Source organism: Campylobacter sp. CCUG 57310, from assembly GCF_013201975.1.
GTDB classification, from domain to species: domain Bacteria; phylum Campylobacterota; class Campylobacteria; order Campylobacterales; family Campylobacteraceae; genus Campylobacter_A; species Campylobacter_A canis.
This window is the reverse complement of record NZ_CP053845.1, coordinates 919,661-940,981: the sequence shown is the minus strand read 5'-3', so window position 1 is coordinate 940,981 and position 21,321 is coordinate 919,661. Positions and strand designations below refer to the sequence as shown.

At 37.9% G+C, this 21,321-nt stretch carries 26 protein-coding genes and 1 other RNA gene; 5 read left to right on the top strand and 22 right to left on the bottom strand.

Features of this window, described 5'->3' with window-relative positions; genetic code table 11:
* Window position 1 precedes the first annotated feature (1 nt).
* From gatB to CORI_RS04635, 12 genes are all read right to left on the bottom strand, one after another.
* On the bottom strand, window positions 2–1,420 hold the full coding sequence (gene gatB, locus CORI_RS04690; RefSeq protein ID WP_173031014.1) for an Asp-tRNA(Asn)/Glu-tRNA(Gln) amidotransferase subunit GatB: 1,419 nt from the start codon (window positions 1,418–1,420) through the stop codon (window positions 2–4).
* A 177-nt stretch (window positions 1,421–1,597) separates the two neighbouring features.
* Window positions 1,598–2,278 carry a F0F1 ATP synthase subunit A gene (locus tag CORI_RS04685; RefSeq protein WP_173031013.1) on the bottom strand — a complete coding sequence of 227 codons (681 nt, stop codon included), beginning with the start codon at window positions 2,276–2,278 and terminating at the stop codon, window positions 1,598–1,600.
* A gap of 102 nt (window positions 2,279–2,380) precedes the next feature.
* On the bottom strand, window positions 2,381–3,142 hold the full coding sequence (locus CORI_RS04680) for a TSUP family transporter (protein ID WP_173031012.1): 762 nt from the start codon (window positions 3,140–3,142) through the stop codon (window positions 2,381–2,383).
* Window positions 3,143–3,276: 134 nt separating this feature from the next.
* On the bottom strand, window positions 3,277–3,813 hold the full coding sequence (locus CORI_RS04675) for a superoxide dismutase family protein (RefSeq protein WP_173031011.1): 537 nt from the start codon (window positions 3,811–3,813) through the stop codon (window positions 3,277–3,279).
* A 117-nt stretch (window positions 3,814–3,930) separates the two neighbouring features.
* Window positions 3,931–4,695: a TIGR02757 family protein gene (locus CORI_RS04670; RefSeq protein ID WP_173031010.1), complete on the bottom strand. Its 765-nt coding sequence runs from the start codon at window positions 4,693–4,695 to the stop codon at window positions 3,931–3,933.
* Window positions 4,692–6,548, bottom strand: a complete 1,857-nt coding sequence (flgK, locus tag CORI_RS04665) for a flagellar hook-associated protein FlgK (RefSeq protein ID WP_173031009.1) — start codon at window positions 6,546–6,548, stop codon at window positions 4,692–4,694. Before flgK ends, CORI_RS04670 begins: the two co-directional genes overlap by 4 nt.
* A 1-nt stretch (window position 6,549) precedes the next feature.
* Complete coding sequence (locus CORI_RS04660; protein ID WP_169941527.1) at window positions 6,550–6,984, bottom strand: flagellar export chaperone FlgN; 435 nt, start codon at window positions 6,982–6,984, stop codon at window positions 6,550–6,552.
* Between the two features lie 41 nt (window positions 6,985–7,025).
* Window positions 7,026–7,235, bottom strand: coding sequence for a flagellar biosynthesis anti-sigma factor FlgM (locus CORI_RS04655; protein ID WP_172199294.1), 210 nt, complete (start codon window positions 7,233–7,235; stop codon window positions 7,026–7,028).
* A gap of 52 nt (window positions 7,236–7,287) precedes the next feature.
* A complete protein-coding gene (locus CORI_RS04650; RefSeq protein WP_173031008.1) occupies window positions 7,288–7,593 on the bottom strand; it encodes a rod-binding protein in 306 nt (101 codons plus the stop codon).
* Window positions 7,593–8,642, bottom strand: coding sequence for a flagellar basal body P-ring protein FlgI (locus CORI_RS04645; protein ID WP_173031007.1), 1,050 nt, complete (start codon window positions 8,640–8,642; stop codon window positions 7,593–7,595). Before CORI_RS04645 ends, CORI_RS04650 begins: the two co-directional genes overlap by 1 nt.
* Window positions 8,643–8,693: 51 nt before the next feature.
* Window positions 8,694–9,272, bottom strand: coding sequence for an RsmD family RNA methyltransferase (locus CORI_RS04640; RefSeq protein WP_173031006.1), 579 nt, complete (start codon window positions 9,270–9,272; stop codon window positions 8,694–8,696).
* Window positions 9,269–9,619, bottom strand: a complete 351-nt coding sequence (locus tag CORI_RS04635; protein WP_173031005.1) for an ornithine carbamoyltransferase — start codon at window positions 9,617–9,619, stop codon at window positions 9,269–9,271. The genes CORI_RS04640 and CORI_RS04635 overlap by 4 nt, the downstream gene beginning before the upstream one ends.
* A gap of 154 nt (window positions 9,620–9,773) precedes the next feature.
* Here CORI_RS04635 and CORI_RS04630 point away from each other — a divergent pair, with 154 nt between their 5' ends.
* From CORI_RS04630 to CORI_RS04615, 4 genes are read left to right on the top strand one after another with little or no spacing between them, the layout of a single operon-like run.
* Complete coding sequence (locus CORI_RS04630) at window positions 9,774–10,145, top strand: FlaG family protein (RefSeq protein ID WP_172199282.1); 372 nt, start codon at window positions 9,774–9,776, stop codon at window positions 10,143–10,145.
* A 2-nt stretch (window positions 10,146–10,147) separates the two neighbouring features.
* Window positions 10,148–11,878 carry a flagellar filament capping protein FliD gene (fliD, locus tag CORI_RS04625; RefSeq protein WP_173031004.1) on the top strand — a complete coding sequence of 577 codons (1,731 nt, stop codon included), beginning with the start codon at window positions 10,148–10,150 and terminating at the stop codon, window positions 11,876–11,878.
* Window positions 11,879–11,885: 7 nt separating this feature from the next.
* On the top strand, window positions 11,886–12,254 hold the full coding sequence (gene fliS / locus CORI_RS04620) for a flagellar export chaperone FliS (protein ID WP_173031003.1): 369 nt from the start codon (window positions 11,886–11,888) through the stop codon (window positions 12,252–12,254).
* Window positions 12,255–12,256: 2 nt separating this feature from the next.
* Window positions 12,257–12,475: a hypothetical protein gene (locus CORI_RS04615; protein WP_173031002.1), complete on the top strand. Its 219-nt coding sequence runs from the start codon at window positions 12,257–12,259 to the stop codon at window positions 12,473–12,475.
* Between the two features lie 4 nt (window positions 12,476–12,479).
* On the opposite strand, the gene CORI_RS04610 is transcribed toward CORI_RS04615, so the two are convergent.
* The 6 genes from CORI_RS04610 to CORI_RS04585 all read right to left on the bottom strand — a co-directional run bounded on the left by CORI_RS04610 (window position 12,480) and on the right by CORI_RS04585 (window position 15,922).
* Window positions 12,480–12,629, bottom strand: a complete 150-nt coding sequence (locus CORI_RS04610; protein WP_173031001.1) for a hypothetical protein — start codon at window positions 12,627–12,629, stop codon at window positions 12,480–12,482.
* A gap of 65 nt (window positions 12,630–12,694) precedes the next feature.
* Window positions 12,695–13,022: RNase P RNA component class A (gene rnpB / locus CORI_RS04605), an RNA gene on the bottom strand.
* Window positions 13,023–13,027: 5 nt separating this feature from the next.
* Entirely contained in the window at window positions 13,028–13,642 is a 615-nt protein-coding gene (locus CORI_RS04600; protein WP_173031000.1) for a Type 1 glutamine amidotransferase-like domain-containing protein, read from the bottom strand.
* Entirely contained in the window at window positions 13,639–13,989 is a 351-nt protein-coding gene (locus tag CORI_RS04595) for a UDP-glucose 6-dehydrogenase (RefSeq protein WP_173030999.1), read from the bottom strand. The genes CORI_RS04600 and CORI_RS04595 overlap by 4 nt, the downstream gene beginning before the upstream one ends.
* Before the next feature lie 9 nt (window positions 13,990–13,998).
* Window positions 13,999–15,132 carry a tRNA pseudouridine(13) synthase TruD gene (gene truD / locus CORI_RS04590; RefSeq protein WP_254064976.1) on the bottom strand — a complete coding sequence of 378 codons (1,134 nt, stop codon included), beginning with the start codon at window positions 15,130–15,132 and terminating at the stop codon, window positions 13,999–14,001.
* The gene (locus CORI_RS04585; protein ID WP_173030997.1) at window positions 15,101–15,922 is read right to left on the bottom strand and encodes a thiamine-phosphate kinase; all 822 of its coding nucleotides are present in this window, start codon (window positions 15,920–15,922) and stop codon (window positions 15,101–15,103) included. Before CORI_RS04585 ends, truD begins: the two co-directional genes overlap by 32 nt.
* An 87-nt stretch (window positions 15,923–16,009) precedes the next feature.
* Between CORI_RS04585 and CORI_RS04580 the strand changes: the two genes are divergently transcribed.
* Window positions 16,010–17,050 (top strand): hypothetical protein, encoded by a 1,041-nt coding sequence (locus CORI_RS04580; RefSeq protein WP_173030996.1) that lies wholly within the window; start codon window positions 16,010–16,012, stop codon window positions 17,048–17,050.
* A gap of 31 nt (window positions 17,051–17,081) precedes the next feature.
* Here the strand turns inward: CORI_RS04580 and CORI_RS04575 are convergent, their stop codons facing one another.
* The 4 genes from CORI_RS04575 to hemC form a co-directional block, all read right to left on the bottom strand.
* Window positions 17,082–17,510, bottom strand: a complete 429-nt coding sequence (locus tag CORI_RS04575) for a helicase IV (RefSeq protein ID WP_254064962.1) — start codon at window positions 17,508–17,510, stop codon at window positions 17,082–17,084.
* Between the two features lie 68 nt (window positions 17,511–17,578).
* A complete protein-coding gene (locus CORI_RS04570) occupies window positions 17,579–19,390 on the bottom strand; it encodes a menaquinone biosynthesis decarboxylase (protein WP_173030995.1) in 1,812 nt (603 codons plus the stop codon).
* Between the two features lie 274 nt (window positions 19,391–19,664).
* The gene (locus CORI_RS04565; RefSeq protein ID WP_173030994.1) at window positions 19,665–20,381 is read right to left on the bottom strand and encodes a hypothetical protein; all 717 of its coding nucleotides are present in this window, start codon (window positions 20,379–20,381) and stop codon (window positions 19,665–19,667) included.
* Window positions 20,378–21,316: a hydroxymethylbilane synthase gene (gene hemC / locus CORI_RS04560; RefSeq protein ID WP_173030993.1), complete on the bottom strand. Its 939-nt coding sequence runs from the start codon at window positions 21,314–21,316 to the stop codon at window positions 20,378–20,380. Before hemC ends, CORI_RS04565 begins: the two co-directional genes overlap by 4 nt.
* Window positions 21,317–21,321 lie beyond the last annotated feature (5 nt).

Here is a 21,321-nt window from a genome sequence, read left to right as displayed (position 1 = left end):
ATCAAAGCTTTGTTTTTAGCAGTTCATTGACTTTAGACGGATTAAAGGCGCCTTTGCCTTCTTTCATAACCTGACCGACAAAAAATCCAAATAGCTTGTCTTTGCCGCTTTTATACTCGGCAACCTTATCGGTGTTTGCATTTAAAATTTCATCTATAATCGCAAGTATAGCTCCATCATCACTAACTTGCTTAAGCCCCAATTTCTCTATCGCATCATCTACGCTTATATCGTTTTCCATAAGAAAATCAAGAATCTCCTTAGCAGCCTTCCCGCTTATAGTGCCGTCCTCTATTCTGGCTAAAAGAGTTGCCATTTTGGCGCTATTTACAGGAGAGTTCTCTATGGTAACGCCGTTTTTAAGCCTTCCTAAAAGCTCTACAAGCAGCCATGTCGAGCAGAGTTTTGGAGATATGTTAGCGCCCACCAAGTCCTCAAAATACTTTGCCATCTCGGCAGAACTTACTAAATTTTTAGCATCGTCTTCTTTGATATCGTAATCTTTTATATATCTAGCCACTTTTTGCTCTGCAAGCTCAGGGATTTTAATCGCCTCATTATACATATCTTCAGGAATTTCTACGGGCAATAAATCAGGATCGGGGAAGTATCTATACTCCGCGCTATCTTCTTTACCGCGCATTGATTTTGTAACCAAATTTACCGTATCAAAAAGTCTTGTTTCTTGATAAACTTCCTCATCGTATTTGCCATCTTCCCACGCTATGCTTTGGCGCTGCACTTCGTAATCAATAGCTTTTTGAATAAATTTAAAGGAATTTAAGTTTTTAATCTCAACTCTTGTGTAAAGTTTCGTATCGCCCTTGGGTCTAATGCTTACGTTTGCATCGCAACGAAAGCTTCCTTCTTGCATGTTTGCATCGCTTATGTTTAAAAATCTCAAAATAGAATGAAGCTTTTTAAGGTAAGCTACCGCCTCATCGCTACTTCTTAAATCAGGTTCACTAACTATCTCAAGTAAAGGAGTTCCCGCTCTATTAAGATCAACAAAGCTAACGCTTCCTTCGTGGATGTTTTTGCCGGCATCTTCTTCAAGATGGGCTCTGGTGATACCTATGCGCTTTTTCTCGCCATTTACATCGATAAAAAGCTCGCCATTTTCTACTATAGGCACTTCAAACTGAGAAATTTGATAAGCCTTTGGAAGATCCGGATAAAAGTAATTTTTTCTATTAAAAACCGATTTTTTATTTATAGTTGCATTTACCGCAGTGCCAAAGCTTATAGCCTTTCTAACGGCTTCTTTATTTAGCACAGGCAAGGCTCCTGGAAGCGCTAGACAAACGGGACAGACATGAGTATTTGCTTCATCGCCAAAACTTGTCGAGCAGGAGCAGAAAATTTTCGTTTTTGTATTAAGCTGAGTATGAACCTCAAGACCGATTACGACTTCAAACATAATTAACCTTTTTGTTAAGAATACGCCGTGAATTTATAGCGCAAATTTTAAGCGTTATTTTAGCAATTATTTCTTTTAACTTATCTAAAAACAGCGATTTTATTTGAAATTTGAGGATAAAAATAGTGAGAAATTTTAAATTTTACCGACCGTAATTTGAGTCGGTAAAATTAAATTTTAATGTTCGTCGCTTATTAAAATAGCACCCGCAAGATACACATAAGTAAGCATCATAAAGATAAATGTCTGAAGCACGGCCATAAGCGTTAGTAGAGCATACGCAGGAAACGGTGCGATAACAGGCGCAAGCGCAAGCATAACCATAAGAAACAAATCATCACCCTTGATATTTCCAAAAAGACGGAAAGATAAAGAAACTATACGTGAAAGGTGTGAAACAACTTCAACCAAAAACATAAGTGGTGCTAAAACCTTGCTAGGTCCCATAAAATGCGCAAAATACTTAATAACTCCGTTTTTTCTAATGCCTTCAAAGTTATAATAAACAAACACGACAAGAGCAAGTGTCAGTGTCAAATTTAGGCTTGATGTAGGCGACTCAAAGCCCGGAATGATACCGATAGCGTTTGAAAAAAATACTACAAAACCTATAGTTGCAACAAGCGGAAGGTATTTTCTAGCTAGCTGCTCGCTTCCTAGCACGTCTTTACCCATAGCTGTAACGCCCTCCAAATACGCCTCAACGACATTTTGAGTGCCTCTTGGAACAAGCTGCATATTTCTAGTGGCAAGCTTGGCGACAACCAAAATGATAAGCGTAACAAGCAAGAAATGCGCCGCATAAGTAAAGGAGTGTGAATGTGAAATAAGACCTGAAAAGAGAAACAAATCTTTCATGCATTAACCTTAAATTTATAAATTTTGCTGAGATTTTAGCAAATTTATTGTTAAAAGTTTTTTAACTTTGCCCTATTTTGGCACTTATTTTGATTTTTGAACTTAAGAAGCGAAATAATCATAAAGAAGTTTTAAGATAGTAGCTCCAACCACAAATAAAAACATCGCTCTTATAAATTTAACCTCTTTTTTAATGACTAAATTTGAGCCTATGAAAGAGCCTAAAATTTGCCCTACTCCCATTAATATTCCAACCTTCCAAAGAACTTGTCCGCCGATGATAAAAACACCTAAAGATACGATATTGCTAACGAAATTTAAAAGCTTTGTGTGTGCAACAGCTTTTTTCATACTAAGTCCTATCAAAGCCACCATAGCAAAAGTCCAAAACGAACCGGCTCCGGGTCCGAAGAAACCGTCATAAAAACCAATCAAAAGCCCAAAAAATATATAGAAAATTTTATAATTCATCCTCGCTTTTTTATCACTATCGCCAATCTTTGGAGTGATGAGAGTATAAATAAAAATAGCGATTAATAAAAACGGAATTACGATTTTTAAGAAATTTGGATTTAAAAATAAGATTAAAGTAGCGCCGAGGCATGCGCCGATAAAAGTAAAGATAATGCCTAAAAACGCCTCTTTATAGTTAATCATGCCTTTGCGAGTAAAATTTAAAGTCGCCGTAAAGCTTCCAAAAGATCCTTGAAGCTTGTTCGTCCCAAGCGCAAGATGAGGCGGCACTCCCATAGCCATGATCGCAGGAAGAGTTATAAGTCCGCCTCCGCCAGCAATAGAGTCGATAAATCCGCCTAAAAACGCAGCGCCAAAAAATATAAAATAAGCTAAGAGATCAAATTCCATAATTTTTCTTAAATCTAAATTCAAAACAGGCAAAAATAATACTAAAGAATTTATTAAATTTTAATGATATTTTGTGATTTAAAGAATTGGAAGAAAATTTAAAGAGAGCGGCTCCAAAAAAGGAGCCGAGAAAATTATTTTATAACGCCGCAAACTAGTCTTGCACCGCCACCGCCAAGTGGTTTTGGATGATCGTGGTGGTTATCTGCGCCAACGTGAACCATTAGTGAGTGTCCTTTTAGCTCGTCAAGCGATTTGATCTTTGGAGCTAGTACAGGATATACTGCGTTACCGTCTTTGTCGGCATAAAGGATAGGCAAGTCGCCTTTGTGACCCATATCATCCCATGGAAATGAGTGTTTTTTAGTATCTGTCGGATCCCAGTGACCGCCGGCTTTCATACCTAGACCTTTTTCAGTAGCGCCACAGTCTGCATTCATATGAACGTGAAATCCGTGAGCACCGCTCTCAATTCCTTTTAGATTTGGGAAAAACGCTACGCCGTAGTTTGTCTCGATAGCTACAACTTCACCTACGTTTGTATTGCCTTTTTCACCAAGTTGCTCCATAGGGATAACGATATGTTTTTGAGCTTTAGGGTCAAAATGCATATGCTCATTAGCAAATAGCATAGTACCAAGCAACGCGCTAAGTAAAAGAGTTTTTTTCATGAAATTCCTTTAAAATAAATTCATATATAACTATAACAAAACTTTGTAAATAAAAATTAATAGTAAATATTAATTTTTTCTTTAGTTTCATTAAATAGCCGTTTTAAATATGTTAAATTATTTTTCGGGATTTAAAATTTTCTCAAGCTCTTTGCTCTGCCCTATCCTATAAAGCGCAAAATCATAGCGTATAGGATCAAGCGGATCAAACTCTTTTAGTCTGTTCGTAAGCTCACAAACAGCTGTAAAATCATAACTTTTGCGATTTATTAACTTAAGCGCAAGCGAAACTCGGTGAGTATGCACATCAAGCGGGATTAAAAGCTCGCTTTTAGGCAAATTTTTAAAAAGCCCAAGGTCGATATCACTATCTCTTACCATCCAACGAAGAAACATATTGTAGCGTTTATATGGCGAATTTGGTTTGTTTTCAAAGCTCTTTCCAAAAAAGAATTCATATCCGTCGGATCTATACGAATTTAAAGAGTAAATAAATTTGATAAGCTCGTTTATGCCTTCAACCATAAGCCCGTTTTTATCAAAGCCGCTTTTGATAATACTCTGTATATCTCCATCTTTTTTCAGCCTAGATAGAGTGATAAAAATTTGCCTCACATCTTCAACGCTTTGAAATCGGTATTTGAAATTTTGCAAATTTGAAACGATCTTGCTTTCACTCTCATCAAGCAAGCTAAAGTCAAGCGAATTTAGAAATTTAAGGATCAAATTTGCATTGCCGTAAGCAAACAAAGCGCATATTAAGGCTATGTTAGGCTCTTTAAATTTGCTTGCTGCTTGAAGCGGATCCGAGGCTGAATAAAGCCCCAGATTGGTATTTTTCTCAAGCGCATGAGCGTCAAGTAAAGATTTTAAATCCGTCATTGTTTAAGCGTTAGTAGAGTATCAAGCATCTTTTCAACAGTCGTTATTATCTTGGCCGCCGCACCGTAGCTTGACTGAAATCTTATAAGAGAGGTTAGCTCTTCGTTTAGATTTACGCCACTAACTGATTGATGCTCACTCATGGCGGTTTTATTTATCGCTTGGTTTGTGTAGTGCAAGTAGTTATTGCCCTGAGCTTGGCTTGCGATATCGGTTGTGATAAATCGATAAAAACCCTCTATAGTCTCGATCTTATCCGCATGCTTGTTTGAATAAAAATGTATCTTTTTATATTGAAGCTGAACCATATCGTTTGCTACGTCATTGTTACCGGGAGTCGGATTTGAGTAACCTTTAAGTTTATGCGGATTTTCCACTAGCTCGGTTTTTACGCCGATATCTTTTGCACTATTTCCTTTGAAAAATTTATTTGTGCCTATTATGCCCGGGAAATTTGTTCCTTTATCCACAAACGCTATACTATATTCACCTGAATGCTTTAAAGCCGATACGCCAAACGTTCCCTTTTTAGTAACTGGATCATACTGATAATAAGCCTTAAAATAATCATTTACGTCATTGTGTATATTATTGTCTTTATTATCATCCGTATCTGAGTTAAAGTCTTTGATGATAGAAGTGCCTCTAGTAGGATCATCCATCGTCGTAGTAGCGTCTATGGTTATGGTTTTTCTGGCAACTTCTTTACCTTGGTTGTCATAAACTATCACATCAAAGCTTCCATGCTTGATGTCATCGTTAAAATTCATAAGCGTTCTTGAAGGCTCAAGGAAGCTAAGCTCGTCTGTTGTTATATTTTCTACAGCCGATTTGGCGTAGATATTATTGGTCTCGGTTATCAAACCTTTGGCAAAAGTGTTTAGATTGTCTATATATTTTTGAATAATTCCGTCTTGAAATTCTCCGCTATCACTAAGATATCTACCTCTTAGATCAAGCGCCGCTCCTAGTTTGCCGCCTGTAAGCTTAGAGGACATATCCACGCGTTTGCCGTCTTCTCTTTCGTAGTAGATATTATGAAAGCCAAATTTATTGGTTGAGCTATCAAGAACAAGTGGATGGAAATTTACGCCATCCACTATGGAAAATCCCGAAATATTAAGATTGTATTTTGAACCCATATCGGTTATGGTAGGGTCTATATGAGCACTTCCTTGAAGCTCGCCTTTAAAGGCGGTTGAATTAACGAGCTTTGAGATGGCAAGCTCAAGCTGATCGCGTTTATCGCGCAAGTCATTGGCCCTTGTGGTGCCTACTGATTCCACGCGCTGAATTTGCTTATTTATCTCGGCTATCTCTTTTGCATATTTATTTATCTCATTTACCGTTACTTCTATCTGCGAATTTACATCTTGCTGAATTTTATGCAGCATATCGGAAGCGCCTTGAATGCTCTTTGCTAAAGTTTGAGCCGCATTTAGCAAATTTATCTTTTGAGAGCCCTCTGTCGGGTTTGAAGCAAATTTATTCCACGCATCAAAGTAGTTTTGTATATCTCGCCCTATTCCGACACTTTTTAAATCAGGAAATCTCTGAGTAATCTCTTCTAAAATTCTCTTTTTGTATGCCGAAAATTCAAGATTGCTAGAAGAACTTCTAAGTCGGGAAAACACAAATTCGTCATGAATTCTTACTATGGTATCTACCTTGGTGCCTCGTCCGATATCACCGGGCATCCCGTGCTCAGGCTCTCTTGCCGATTGAATCACGCGCTGTCTTGTGTAGTGCTCGTTATCGGCGTTTGTGATATTGTGCCCGGTAGTTGAAATTTGCATCTGAGCCGCATCAAGCCCGCTTATACCGATTCCTAGCGAAGAAAATATATTAGCCATTTTAAACCCTTGTTTTTAGTAGCGTCTCAGGCGTAGGAGTAGCCTTTGCGTAGCCGCTATCGTCTTTTGCATCTTTAAACATATCTTTAACCAAACTGTCAAAAAATTCTTTAACCGTTACTACGTATCTTGCATACTCTTTGTTTTTTAGATGAAGCTCTTCAAGCTTGCTTCTCATATTGACTAAATTTGCCTTTACTTCATCGTCAAGTATGCTTGCTAGATCAGAGCTGTTTTGCTCTTTTGAAATTCTTAAAAGCTCTTTGTCAAGTAGTGATTTTGTGTTTTCAAATTTTTTTATGAGGTCGTTTTTTAACTTCACACTCTCTTCAACGGCGGAGTGTTTTGCCTCTTTGATATTTTCAATATCAGAATTTGTAGTTTTAATAAGTTCATCAAGCACGCCAATCGCGTCATTTAAATAAGTTTTAAGCATATTTGTCCTTTCTGCAAATTCACACAAAGGACAAATTCATGCTACATAATCTCATCGGCAATTGCGCGCGCGGTTTTTGAAAGATCTATCTTATAAGTTCCGTCGGCTATCGCTTGCGAAATTTTCGCTACCTTGCTTTCGCTTTTATCCTGTGTGTTTTTAATCTCTTCGCTAACTTCACTTTTTTTAACTTCATTTCGTGAAATTTGCTGAGGGCTAAGCCCAAATTTTGAACCGAGTGTCGATATCATTGTTATGCCTTTTTAAACATTTGATTACCAAATCGGCATAAATAAAATTTTCTTAAGCCCTTTCCTTTAAAAAATTATAAAGTAGCTCACTAAAGCCTAAATTTCCGCTCAAAGCCCTACTCATCGTGTCGTTATACATAGATGAGTAAATTTTATCTCCAGCGTCCTTTGGAAAGAGCGGATTTTCATCTTTAAGCGCAATATCAAGCACGCTTTTAACCAAAAACGCCTCAAAAGCATCTGTTTGCTCTCTTAAGAGCTTATCGTTTTCCTCTTCGCTTCTGCCTGCTCTGTTTGTGATAGAATTTGTCGCGATACTGTTATATGCGTTTATAGCTAAGTGATTATCAACGTTCATTATATGATCTCCAAATCAACATGTATAGCGCCGACTCGCTTTAAATTTTCAATTATCGCGATGATGTCGCTTGGGCTTGCTCCGAGTTTATTTAGAGCCCTTGCTACGCTTGCTACGGTGGTGCGCTCTCCGCTTACCTTTATCAAATTTGCCACCGGATCTATCGCCGTGTTGTCTTTGATATCTATAGCGCGCTCGCCGTCTTCATAAGAGTTTGGCTCGATCTTTATCGTGATATCTTTATGCGTGATTACGACGGGATCAACGGTGATATTTACGCCGCTTACTACCGTGCCCGTGCGCTCGTCTATTATTATCTTATCAAGCGCTTTATAATCAACATCTATCTCTAAAATCCCGGCCAGAAACTCAACCATACTGGCATTTTCAGGCTTACTAACCCTAACCGTTCTTGGGTCGATAGCCACGGCTACATTGCCTCCCACATGCAAATTTATAGCATTTTGGATATTTGAAGCAATGCCGAAGTTTGACTCTTTAAGGCTTAAATTTATAGCCTCTTGATTGTAGATATCATACACTATCTCGCGCTCCACAAAAGCTCCGCCAAATACCGTTCCCGCGGTTGCGTGATTGCCGCTATTTCTGCTTGCACTTTTTCCGCCTATGGTAAGCGAGCCTTGAGCAAGCGCGTATATATCGCCGTCAACGCCCTTTAAAGGGGTCATAAGAAGCGTGCCGCCTTGTAGACTTTTGGCATCGCCGATTGAGGATATCACCACATCAAGCTTATCGCCCTGTCTTGCAAAAGCGGGAAGCTTAGCCGTAACCATAACGGCTGCGGTGTTTTTTGATTTTATATCGTTTGGATCGATTTTTACATTTACGCTTTGAAGCATGTTTGAAAGGGATTGGATAGTAAATTCAGAGCTTGAGCCGTCGCCCGAGCCGTTAAGCCCCACTACAAGTCCGTATCCTATCAGTTGGTTTTCTCTAACTCCTACGACATTTGCGATATCTTTTATCTGAGCCGCATTTGCAAATACGCCAAGCATACACGCAGCAATCAGTGATGAAGCTAGCTTCATAGCCGTCCTTTTAGTTTATTTGCCTAAAATAAAGCAAGAAGCATTCCAAATTTACGAGTAGTAACTTAAGGAGGTGTTTCCGAATTTTTTAGTTTTTATAAGCGAAAATTTGCCGATATTTTCAGGCAGGGTGTAAGAGCTTGCATGCTCTATTGCGATTAAAAAAATTTGCTTTTCGTCTAAATTTGATATCAAATTTAAGCACTTTTCATAAATTTCCTTAAAGCCCTCTCTTATATCAAAAGGCGGATCAAGATATAAGATAACGCTTTTTTCGCCAAAATTTTCGCTTCTTAAAATTTCTGGCGTGAGCTTAAAGGTATCTCCGTTTAGCACGCGCAAATTTAGTTCATCGATACTTTTTGCATTTTCGTAAGCTATCTTAAAGGCCGCTTTATCAAGCTCTATAGCATATGCTTTTTTACCCTCGTTACTAAGCGCTTCGCACGCCATAAGCGCACTTCCGCCAAAGGCTTCGATGAAAATTTTACCGCGCAAATCATATCTGAAGCTGTCAAAAAAAGAGCCTTTTACTATATTTTTTGTGCTTCTTGTAGTGGCAAGAGAAGGCAAGGCTAGTTTTTTACCTTTAAATTTACCGCTTGAAATAGTTGTAAAAAGCTTTTTCATAGATAAGACTTTATAAGAGCTATGAGATCTTTTTTAAATTTTTCCACCAAATTTGAAATAGCCTCTTCAAGGGCTAAATTTTCATCTTTTTGCTCTATCTTAAAGCTTGCTTTTGGAATTTGGATAGCGGAATAAAACTCTTCAAGCGTATTTAAAAGAGTCTCTTTGCTAAAAGGAATTTGAAGATGAGCGGAATTTGCGGTGATTATAAAAACAGGCTTTTTGCTCTCTATCTTTCTGTCAGAAATTATAAAATCGCAATCTTTTTTATGCGCAATAAAATCTTTTAAAAACAGTTCAAGAGAGTTTTGAAGCAATATACAATCGCAATCAAATGAGATTTTCATACCGAATTTCCTTTTAAAAAGTAAGAAATATTAGCAAATTTAAGCGTAAATTTTAATTAATTCAAAGAGAGAATTTATAGTATAAAGAAATTTAAAATTATGACGATGTAGGGAAATAATATTGATTAAAACGGCAATCTTTAAAGGAGAAAAGATGGAAATTTTTAAAGTCGCTAGCCAGCAAATGAATACTGTAGCGCATCCTAGCAACGCTCAAGCGCATACTCAAACAAGGGAAGTTGAGCAAACGCACTTACAACAAAACAGCGCGCAAAATAATTTAAGCATAGACAACGAAGATTTAGCAAAAAGACTAAACGAAGCGACCGAAAAATTAAATAGACAGATGGAAGCCCTTGATACCAATGTTCGCTTTGCATATAACGACAAGATAAATTCGCTATATGTGAATGTAATGGAAGTAAAAACGGGCGAAGTTATAAGAAAAATCCCAAGCGAGCAAGTAATGAAACTAAGCGAATACTTCAGGGAGGCTGTCGGGGTATTATTCGACAAGGAGAGTTAAAAATGGCATTAGGTAAGATATCTTCACTAGGTCTTGGAAGTAGCGTTTTAACCCAAGAGGTTATAGATAAGCTAAAGGCCGCCGATCACAAGGGTTTAGTAGATCCGATTTCTAAAAATTTAGAGAAAAACTTAACTAAACAAAAAGATCTTTCGGCGATAAAAACTCTTGTAAGCTCTTTTAAGTCTTCCGTTGCGGCACTTGGCGATGAAACGATGTTTCTTAAAAGAAACGTTGGCACAAACGGAAAAAGTGCCGATTTGCAAGCAGATCCCGGCGTAGGTCTGCAAGATATCGAGATAGACGTAAAACAACTTGCGCAAAAAGATATCTACCAAAGCAAGAAATTTACGGCTCCCGAGTCTTTTGTCGGCAAAGAGGGTTCGTTTGCTATCAAATTTGGCTCAAACACATACAAAATAGAGTTAAAACAATCAACTTCGTTTGAAGAGCTAGCTACAAAGATAAACGACGCCACAAACGGCGAAGTGCAAGCCAGAGTGCTCAAAGTGGGCGGAGATAAACCGTATCAGCTGATTTTACAATCCAAAAACACGGGTGCAGAAAACAAGATAGAATTTAGCACCGATGACGGCAGCGGTAATCCGCTAACAAATGCAAACGAAATTCTAACCGAGCTTGGCTGGGATAGCGCAAACGTAGCAAATAATAAAATTTCAACCGCTCAGGATGCCGAATTTACATATAACGGCATAACCGTAAATAGATCAACTAACAATATAAAAGATCTTAACATAGGACTAAATTTAACCCTTAAAGAGACGGGTAAAACGACATTTAGTATAAAAGAAGACAATAAAGACATAAAAGCTGAGATAAACAACTTAGTAAAGACTTATAACTCACTTATGAACAATCTTGACGTAGCTACGGACTATAACAGCGATACGAAAAACGCGGGCACGTTTCAAGGTGTTAGCGAGATAACCAGTATCAAATCAACCATAAACAAAGCTCTTTTTGAAAATAAAGCCATAACAATTGACGGCAAAACAAAAAATCTAAATTTGACAGATTTTGGATTTGAGCTTACTAAAGACGGACTGCTTAAAGTCAATCAGTCAAAACTAAGCGAAAAACTTGATAAAAATTTAGACGAAGCCAAGATGTTATTTACAGGCTCGACAAGCTACTCTCAAGTTATCACGGGAAGCTCTAAGCCTATAAATAGCGGAGCGCTTACGATAGCAAATGAAGATTTTACAATAAACGGCAAAAAGATAAATTTAAGCACTCCTGCATCAAATTCGTCAAAAGAAAACGCAATCGCGCTTTTAAAAGCCATAAATGAAGCAGGCATTAGCGGAGTGCGGGCAAGCCTTAATCAAACCGAAGATAGAATCGTGCTAAAAAGCATAGACGGCACAAGTATAGAGGTAAAGGGCGATCCTAATATCCTTGATAAATTAGGACTTGCAAATAGCAACATAGGCGCCAAAAAGACGACGACAGACGGGATTTTTACAAATTTAAACACAAAATTAAAAGACATAGTCGGCAAAGAGGGCTCATTAACGATTTTTGCTCAAAATTTAACTAGCGAAAAGGAAAAACTAGGCAAAGATAAAGAGCGTGCGGTAACCGATCTAAATACCAAATACGACATGATGGCGGAGAGGTTTTTGGCTTATGACAAGATGATTAGCAACTTGCAAAATCAATTCTCGACGCTAAAATCAATGATCGATGCCGAAATGAATGCAAAGAGATAGGAAAAATATGATAAATAACACAGCTTACGCGGCATATTCTCAAAACGCTGTAGGAGGCATTGAGTCTCCTCAAAAGCTAATAGAGATGCTGTATGAAGGAATTTTAAGGTTTATCTTTAGAGCGAAAAAATCGATGCAAGAAAATAACATCGAAAAAAAGGTCTATTTTATCAACCGAGCAAACGCTATCTTTATCGAGCTTTTAAATTCGCTTGATTACGAGCAAGGAGATGTGGCACACTATCTAAGCGGTCTTTATACGAGGCAAATTCAGCTTCTTTCACAAGCTAATATCTCAAACAATGAAAAGATTTTAGAAGAGGTTGTAAATGTTACCAAGCAACTTCTTGAAGCGTGGAAAGAGGCCACCAACTAGCAATGAAATGGCTGGAAGAATTTAAGATAGCCGTAAGCAACGGCGATGTCGCAAGCCTAGAAAAGCTGATAGAGAATTTTCCGCAGGAATTTGAAAATCTAGAACAGCTCAGCGAGGCTGCAACTCTAACCGAAGGCGCTATAGAGATCATTAAAAGCAAGGTTGATAAGCTAAGCTTGGAGATGAAAAAACTAAAAGACGCTAGAAATTACATGCAGTAAAAGGCTATTTGAGTAAATTTAGCACAATATAGCCCTTACTCTTTTCTGTCGATATTTTTTGAAATTTGCCTATCAAAAATAGCGCAAATTTCAAAATCACAAAGACTGCAACAACCTCAAACCAGAAATTTATCAGCTCTTGCTCCAAACTCACAACAAATCCGAAACAGCTACGCTTTGTAAACACAAGATAGTTAAATTTGTAGGATTAAATGCATAAATAAAGGCACGGCGATAAGCCGAGTTCTGTCGTGAGTGATTATTTATCTAATCCAAATTTCGCAATTTGGCTCTAGCGAAGGGTTTAACATAAGACTAAAACCATCCCTTCTTGCTGCAAGTCGGGTTTATATAGCCGCCATGCTTTCGCGTGGCGCTGGTGGGCTCTTACCCCGCCGTTTCACCATCACCGCCGAAGCGGCAGTCTGCTTTCTGTTACACTATCCCTTAGGTTTCCCTAGCCATCCGTTAGATGGGACTTTGTCTTATAGCAGCTCGGACTTTCCTCTTTTAAACCGAATGTAAAAGCAATCACTTGCCGTGCCGATGAGATTATAGCGACTTTGCGCTTAAAATAACCGCTTCTTCATCACGAATTAAAATCGCTTCTGAGTTATTTATCGCTTTTAGATCTATTTTCTCGCCAAATTTTGCGATTATATTATTACATGCTTCTTCAAACGGAAATTCGCCCAAGTGAGGCAAAGTATAAAAACTCACCAAATTTAAGCCGCTAAGATCCTTTAACTCCGCTAAATTTTCATCCATTAGCCCTATATACTCGATATCAGGCGATGTTATTATGCCGCCTGCCGATTCGCCGATATAAATTTTGCCGCTATTTACAAGGCTCTTTAGCTCGCTCATGATGCCAGATTTTTTAAACTCACTTAAGAGATAAAATGTGTTTCCGCCACATACGTAGATGAAGTCGTTTTGGCTAAATTTCTTCAAAATTTCCGTCTTGTCGCTTACCGAGATATCAAGCTCATTGACTTTCACGCCAGCATTTTTAAAGCACTCTTTTGCCTCATCTACGTAGAAATTCACCTCTTCAAATTTGCCAGCCGTTGATATGAAGCAAACACTCTTTCCCTCGCAGTCAAATTTATCCGCAAAGAGCTCAAAGACTCCTGCAAAATAAGAGCACAAAAAGATATTTTTCACGATTTTCCTTTTTGGTTGCTTTTTGATTTTTTAAAATTTTCTTGCTCTTCCTTGATCTCGCAAGGATCTTTTATGTATTCGATACTACCCTCAAGCTCGCTTTCCCACTCAAGCTTACCGTCTTTGTTTTTATCAAATTTTTCAAACTCCGCTTCGCTAAAATCTCCAAATTTAACTCTAAAATTCTCCATACTCTTTACATTTTTCCACTCGTTCATATCAAGTACGCCGTCTAAATCCATATCATTTTCATAGACGAAAGCTTCCGCAGCAGGAGGCGACTCGCAAGCCTTTGCAAATCCCAAAAAACATGCTAAACACCCTAAAGCAATCACAAAATATCGCATATTCTCTCCTTATTCGAAAATATCCTTATGCAAAATTTCTTCCAAAACCACAGTCGCATACGAGCCCTTTTGCAAAGTAAAATTTATGCCAAAATGCACTTTTTCAGGATTGTATTTATATTGAACATTTTCAAGATAGCTCCAAGCAAAACGCCTGCTTCCGCTCATCTTAGCTTCAAATTCACTTGCCTTGCTAAAGATATCATCCTCTATCTTTTTAGCAAGCCCCTCGCTTTTATACGCCCTACTTCCCACGATAAGCCCGCAGCTGGTTCTATCTTTGAGATTAAATTTCTCAACCTCACTTTGCAAATCCTCACACAAAAAGTACTTGCCAAAAGGATAATGACCCAAAACTTCGCCACGAATCAGCTTAAAAAACTGCTTTTGACTCTTTAACTCTCTTATCTCGTCCGCACTCATAAATTTATAAATTTCAGCTAGCTCTTTTGCGCTAAATTCATCTGCAAATCGCGAAATTTCGATACGCTTACTAAGCCAGCGGTTAAAAAGATCGCTTTGATAAGCGGAGATTAAAAACTCGCTCATTTTTGGATTTTTAAGCTTTTTGCCGTTTAGAGTTCCGTGCTTTAAAATTTCAAATCCACTAGCTGCATTATCGCCAAATTTGCCAAACCTCTGATAGCCAAAATAGTTCGGATATCCGATCTCATCTAGCTTATTAATAGCCTGCTCAAGCTTAAGAGCATCGGTTGCAAGGACTTTTTTAAGACGGATAAAAAAACTATTGCCCTTTAAATGACCTATTCTTAGCTTATTGTTATGAGCGTTCATGTTTAGAATTTTCATTTTATCGTGGCTAAAATTTGCCAAATTCGCCTCAAATTTACGCGGCATAGAGATAAATTGAGTAGTCATTCCCTGCTTATCCTTAAGCCCCGCATAGCCAAATTCTCTTATCTTAACGCCCGTAAAGTCGCTTAAAGCCTTTAAGGCTTCTTGTGTCGTCATATCTTTTTTGGAAATTTCAACGATAAGATGCTCGCCATCTCCGCTAAATTCGTAAAGCGGTATTTCACGCACTACAAAATCATCCGAATTCTTGCTGAAATAAGCATTTATAGGAGTGTGAGCGAGTGCGTATAAGGGCTTAAAAGTGGTGTTGTCTTGCATGGGTTTTATATCTTCCTTTTGTGATTTTTCCAAAAATATTTATTTTTACGCGAGCTTTTTTGGCTTCGTTTTTGATCCTGTGCAGATTTTTTTTGCTAAACGTAAAAAGCACCTCGTACTCTTCGCCGCTTAGCATTTGATTTTTAGGGATTTGCTTGATAAATTTCACCGCACAACCGCTTGACTTGCAAAGCTTAATCAAATCCGCACCAAGCCCGTCGCTAATATCCATGGCGGAATTTATAAACCTGCTAGCCGAATAAAAGAATTTATCCCTTAAAATCGGTCTTTTAAAGCGAGAATTTCTACTTACCGCTCCGCCGTTCATCAAAGCTTTTAATCCCTTTAAACTCTCTCCAAGCTTTCCCGTATAAGCTATAAAATCGCCTTTTTTTGCACCATTTCTAAAGATAGGCTTGTCGTAAATTATTGAAACAACGGTTACGCTTATAAAGATTTTATCGCTACTTATCGTATCGCCGCCTATTATCGTTAATCCAAACTCATCGCAAGCCTTTTGGATACCTGATTTAAGCAAAGAAATTTCAGCGGGCTTTATGTCCTTAGGAAGTCCAAGCCCCAAAAGCGCGTATTTAGGAACCGCATTCATAACGATAGCGTCTGAGATATTTACGATCATCGCCTTATAAGAAACCTCATCAAGGCTAAGCCAAGATCTCTTAAAATGCGTATTTTCGTAAAATAGATCCTTGCTATAGACCCATTTTCCAGCAACCGCACCGTCATCGCCTATAAATGAGTTGCTAAATTTATCGATTATCAGCTGTTCTTTATCCATGCCACATTTTATAAAATTTGACGTTAAAAACTACTTCAAACGTTAGTTAAGCTAAAATTTTATAAACTACCCTTAAAAGGACGGCAGATGCTTGAAGTGAGAATTTTTAGATTTAACGCCAAAAACGATGTGTTAAGATACTACAAACCATATTTTTTTGAAAACTACAACTTTAAAAACTTACAAGATTTACTAGAGGATATTAAAAAAAACGATCCGTATTTTGATTTTGAAGGGGTTAAATTTGTAAAGATAAACGGCGTGGTAGTTAGCCTAGATACTAGCTTTGATCTAATCTTAAACCATTTTAAGAGCACTCTTATCATAGAGCCTTTAAGCACAAAAAGAGCGGTAAAAGATCTCACCATAAACGATAATGACTTTATGAGGAAAATCAAGCTATTTAGTAAATTTTATACAAAAGAGGATGCTAAATTTTACGAGAGCCTAAAGCCATATTTTTATGCAGGATTTATGAGTGAATTTGAGCCAAATTTCATCGGTTCAAGCGCGATAGTATTTGCTAAATTTCTATGCGAAAAATATCCTGATAAAAAAGATGAAATTTTAGCCGTCGTAAGCAATAGGAAATTTGGCGTATGGATAGCGGGAGATTTAAAAGAGTGGATATTTTGGAATGATGAAATTTACAAAGGAGCTTTAGAATTCATAAAATCAAATTTAAAAGAGCCCGAAAGAAAACTGCCTGCTCTGAGTGCTGAAATGAAAATAGAAAAACTAAATTTAAAACATGATTTTAAGGATTTTACAATCGCAAGCTACGGTGAAATTTCGGATGATATAAGAAGTCTAAAGGCGAAATTCATCAGCACCGATAGCCAAAATTTGCCTTGCGGATTTGAGTTGATCGGACTAAATGACGAGCTTGCTTTTAAACTTGCCGGCGAAATTTTATTTGACGCGTTTGATAGCGGGGCTGATTTTTTACTAGTTGATAACGAGCAAGCCTTTTATATGTTTGATACGCTTTCAAACAAACTGCAAAAATCAATCGGTAGAAGCTTAGAAAAATTTTATATCCTACGCACAGCCGAGCTTGCAAGCCTAGCAAACGGCGAAATTCCAACAAGTATAAAAAATCATAAGTTAAAAGTGAGATTAGTATAAATTTAAAATTCTAATCTCTCAAACTTGCTATTTATGATAATCTAATCTTAAATTTAGCAAATTCCTTTGCAAAAAATTGATTCAAATCCCTTAAGCTATCGTCATTCATCTCGATTAGCTTAAGGCGGTTTTTCTTGTAAATTTTAATCTTCTTTTTCTTGCGTTTAAGATAAGCGGGCGTTTCAAGCCCCCAAAATTCGACATAAACATCATAATCAACCAGATAAAAATCGCTAATCACTCGCTGATTTGCATTCGCCTTTTTCTCGTAGATAAATTTTACTCCGCGATAAAAGAGCCAGTTTGCTATTATAAGCTCCGCCCTACTCTTTACCATGTCGCCGCTATCGCTTTTATAGCGAGTTTGCTTGATCTTTGTTTTTCGCGAAAGCCTTATTAAAAGAGCTATCAGGATTAAAACAAGCATTAAGATAACGATAGTTTTTAAGTCTATTTGCAAAAGATCTCTTTAAATTTAAACACCGAATTTAACAAATTTACTCAATCAAATTCAGGCAAGGCCGTAATCTATCCAAATATCTCAAATTTTTTAAACAGCTTCTCATCGTTTTCAACGATACCGCGCTCAATGAGGCTTCTTACGACTTCAGGAGTACAATCGGTCTGCTTTGGCCACCCTCTCTCATAGCCGTCCTCAATCCCTTTTTGCGTGGCATCCACAAAAACCACGCTTTGTTTTATGTATATATCTCGCATAGCATCTATGTTATTAGTAACTCGCCAAACGAGCATATAGGGATTTTCAAGATAGTTTTCAGCCCCTACGAAAACAACTATTTTAAAGTACTCTTTAAGCTGCATAAATTTATCAAGCGTCTCTTTTAAAGGGCGTTTTTTATCGTATTTGATGACGCAGATAGGAGATTTGGCGCCAGTTTTAAACTGCTTAACCTCAAGAACATCCTCGTCGATCTCTTTAAATTTCTCAAACAAAGTATCATCGGCTAAAATTTCTACCTCGCCTTCGCTAAAATCCGCAGTCGCATCTATGCCAAGCTTGCCTCCATAGCAAGAATTTGGACTAGCATGATCAAGCTGATCGCAAACTCCTTCTGTTATCAAAAGCCCTTTTACTCCAAATCTGTTTAAAACATAGTCGGTAAATTTATCATACTCGCTAGGATTTGGTGCGCTCTCATCTACAAACACCGCATGCTTGACAAAGCTCATCTGCCCAACACCCCAAAATGCGTGCATAGCCTGCTTAGCATGTCCCGGATATAGAGTTTCAAGTTTTGCTAGGATAAGGTTGTGAAACACTCCGTTTTCAGGCATATCATAATCAATCAGCTCAGGCACCGTAGTCTGAAGAAGCGGTAAGAAAATTCGCCCCGTAGCCCAGCCCATATATTTATCTTCAAGCGGTGGCTTACCCACAACGGTCGCATGAAAAATCGGCTCTCGCTTATGCGTAATCGCGGTAACTTCCATCACGGGAAAAGGTTCAATCGGCGTATAAAAACCCGTATGATCGCCAAAAGGTCCTTCAAGCTCGGTTTTAGAGGTATCAACAAATCCTTCAATAACAAAATCCGCATCATGCGGGATATAAATTTCATTTGTAAGTGATTTTACGAGCTTTGCAGGGCTTTTTCTGATAAATCCGTAAAGAAGCAGTTCAAAAATTCCTTTTGGAAGCGGAGCCTGACCGCACCATATATAAAGCGGATCACCGCCTATAGCCACAGACACGGGCATTTTCTTGCCAGCACGCTTATACTCGTTGAAGAAATTTGCACCGTCTTTATGAATCTGCCAATGCATTCCAAGGCGATTTTTATCATAAATTTGCAAGCGATACATGCCTAAATTCGCAAGCTCGCCATCAAGGCTTTGGGTATAAACTTGCCCCATCGTGATAAACGCGCCTCCGTCAAGCTCCCAAGTCTTAAGCACAGGCAAACTAAAGAGATCAACCTCATCGCCTTTGAATTTCACTTGCTGGCACTCGCCTTCGCCTTTTATACGCCTTGTAAATACATTTCTTAAACCAAAAAGATAGTTCATGAAATTTAGCTTTTGTGCAAAACCTTTTGGCTTTTTTGGTTTTAAAAGATTTGAAATTTCCTTAGCCACTTCATCAGGATCTACTCCCATTATAAGCTTTGTAGCTTCAAAACTTCCAAATACATTTGTAAGCACGGGAGCAAATTTACGACCCGATTTTTTACAAACGGGATTCGTAAAAAGCAACGCCTTGCTATCAGGCTTTTTAATTTCAATATAGCTTGCATGTGCTATCTCAAGGTCTATATCTACGGGCTTATCAATGATTTTTAAGAGATCATGCTGCTTTAATAAATCAATATACTTTTGCATAAATTTCCTTACTTTTTGTATTTATTTGCATTTTCAAAACAGCCAAACGTATAAATTCGGCATAAATTTTATCTATCGCTAGGCTTTATAAATTTCTAGGCTTGAGTTCTAGTTTGAGCTGTAAAACACTCAAGATTAGGCTTAATTTAAAAAATCATTAAGCTATGCCTAACCTAATTTGCATAAGCCACTTTAGCGTAACAAAGAGGGTAGATCTTCATCAAGCCCCGCTATCTTGTATTTTAAACCCATCAATTTTTATAACGACATAAATTTATTTTACTTTAAATAGATACCATTTTGAATCCTGCGAAAGCCGCTCGATCATAATGTAGCGAGAAGGATTCATCTTGGGCACATCCGCTTCATGCTCGACACGCATAAATCCTATGAGATTATTTAACATACCGCCTACAATTATATTATAATCAAACTCTCTGTCGTCCACAATATGCGAAAGATGTAACGTGTTTAAAATTTCCTCTGCTCGTATCATTTCTTCATTTAGACCCGAGCGGCTTAGCTTAAAGATCTCTTCAAATTTAGCTTCATTTTCGCGTCCGAATTTAAGCAACTTACTATCTTGTAATAAAACAAGCTTTAAATTTTCAAGATCGATCGCTTCTTTTTCTCTCTGGCTGAATTTGTCATAATTATCAATCGCGTCTTTTATTATACCCGTTCTTGCCAGCGATCTAACTGCATAAATTCCGTCTTCAATCATATAAACATAAAGATCAAAATGCTCGCTGTCATCATTTGAACTTACACTAACTCTAAAAACATCAAATTCATAACCCTTACCAAGAGGAGTTATCTCGGTTATATAAAAACCTTTAATATTAAAATCATGATTTCGCCTAGCGGCTTCACCTCTAAAATGCCTAGCTTTATCAAAATTCGGATTTGTAAAAAGCTCTTTTATGATATCTACATTTGAACTTCCAAAAGCAATAGCAAAGCTTAAACCAAGAGCCGTAAGCGCTCTCATGCCTCGTTTGCCATCTCTTCGGCTCGCCTTAAAAGCTCCTTGGCACCCTTAGAGATAAATTCGCGCGCAAGCTCTTTGCCGGCAGTTGCAAATTCGCTCTTTGCCACAGTTAAGCTCTTTTGTAAAACTTCGCTTCCGTCAGGAAGTCCCACGATCGCATTTATATAAATTTGTTCTTTATCAAGCTTTGCATTTATGCCGATAGGCACTTGACAACCGCCCTCAAGCAGCGTTACGAAGTCGCGCTCTACGGTTGTCTCTATCACGGCTCTTTCATCACGCAAAAACTCTATGGCTTTTAAAATTTCCTCGTTTTCTACAGCCTCTATCCCAAGCGCACCCTGCCCCATTGCAGATATCATTTGATCTAGCTCAAAAGGATAGATAAATTTTACCTCTTCTTTTAAATTTAGGCGATTTATGCCCGCCATTGCTAGGATAATCGCGTCAAATTCGCCCTCTTTTAGCTTTCTTAGTCTAGTTTGGACGTTTCCTCGAAGCGAGATGATTTCTAAATCAGGACGCATTCTTAAAAGCTGCATTTTGCGCCTTAAGCTCGTAGTTCCTACTTTGGCACCCTTAGGCAATTCTTCAAATTTAGAGTATTTTTCGCTTATCATCGCATCTCGCACATCCTCACGCGAGCAAATAGCGGCAAGCACGAGCCCATCAGGAAATGCCACGGGCACGTCTTTTAGACTATGAACCGCGATATGCGTTTCGCCTTTTAGCATACTATCTTCAAGCTCTTTAGTAAAAAGTCCCTTACCGCCGATCTTAGCGAGCGGAGTATCAAGTATAACGTCACCTTTTGTCTTCATACCTACAAGTTCTACGTCTATATACTTATGAAATTCTAAAATTTTAGCCTTTATATGCTCGCTTTGCCACATTGCAAGGATACTTTTTCTCGTTGCTATTTTTAAATTTTTCATTTTTT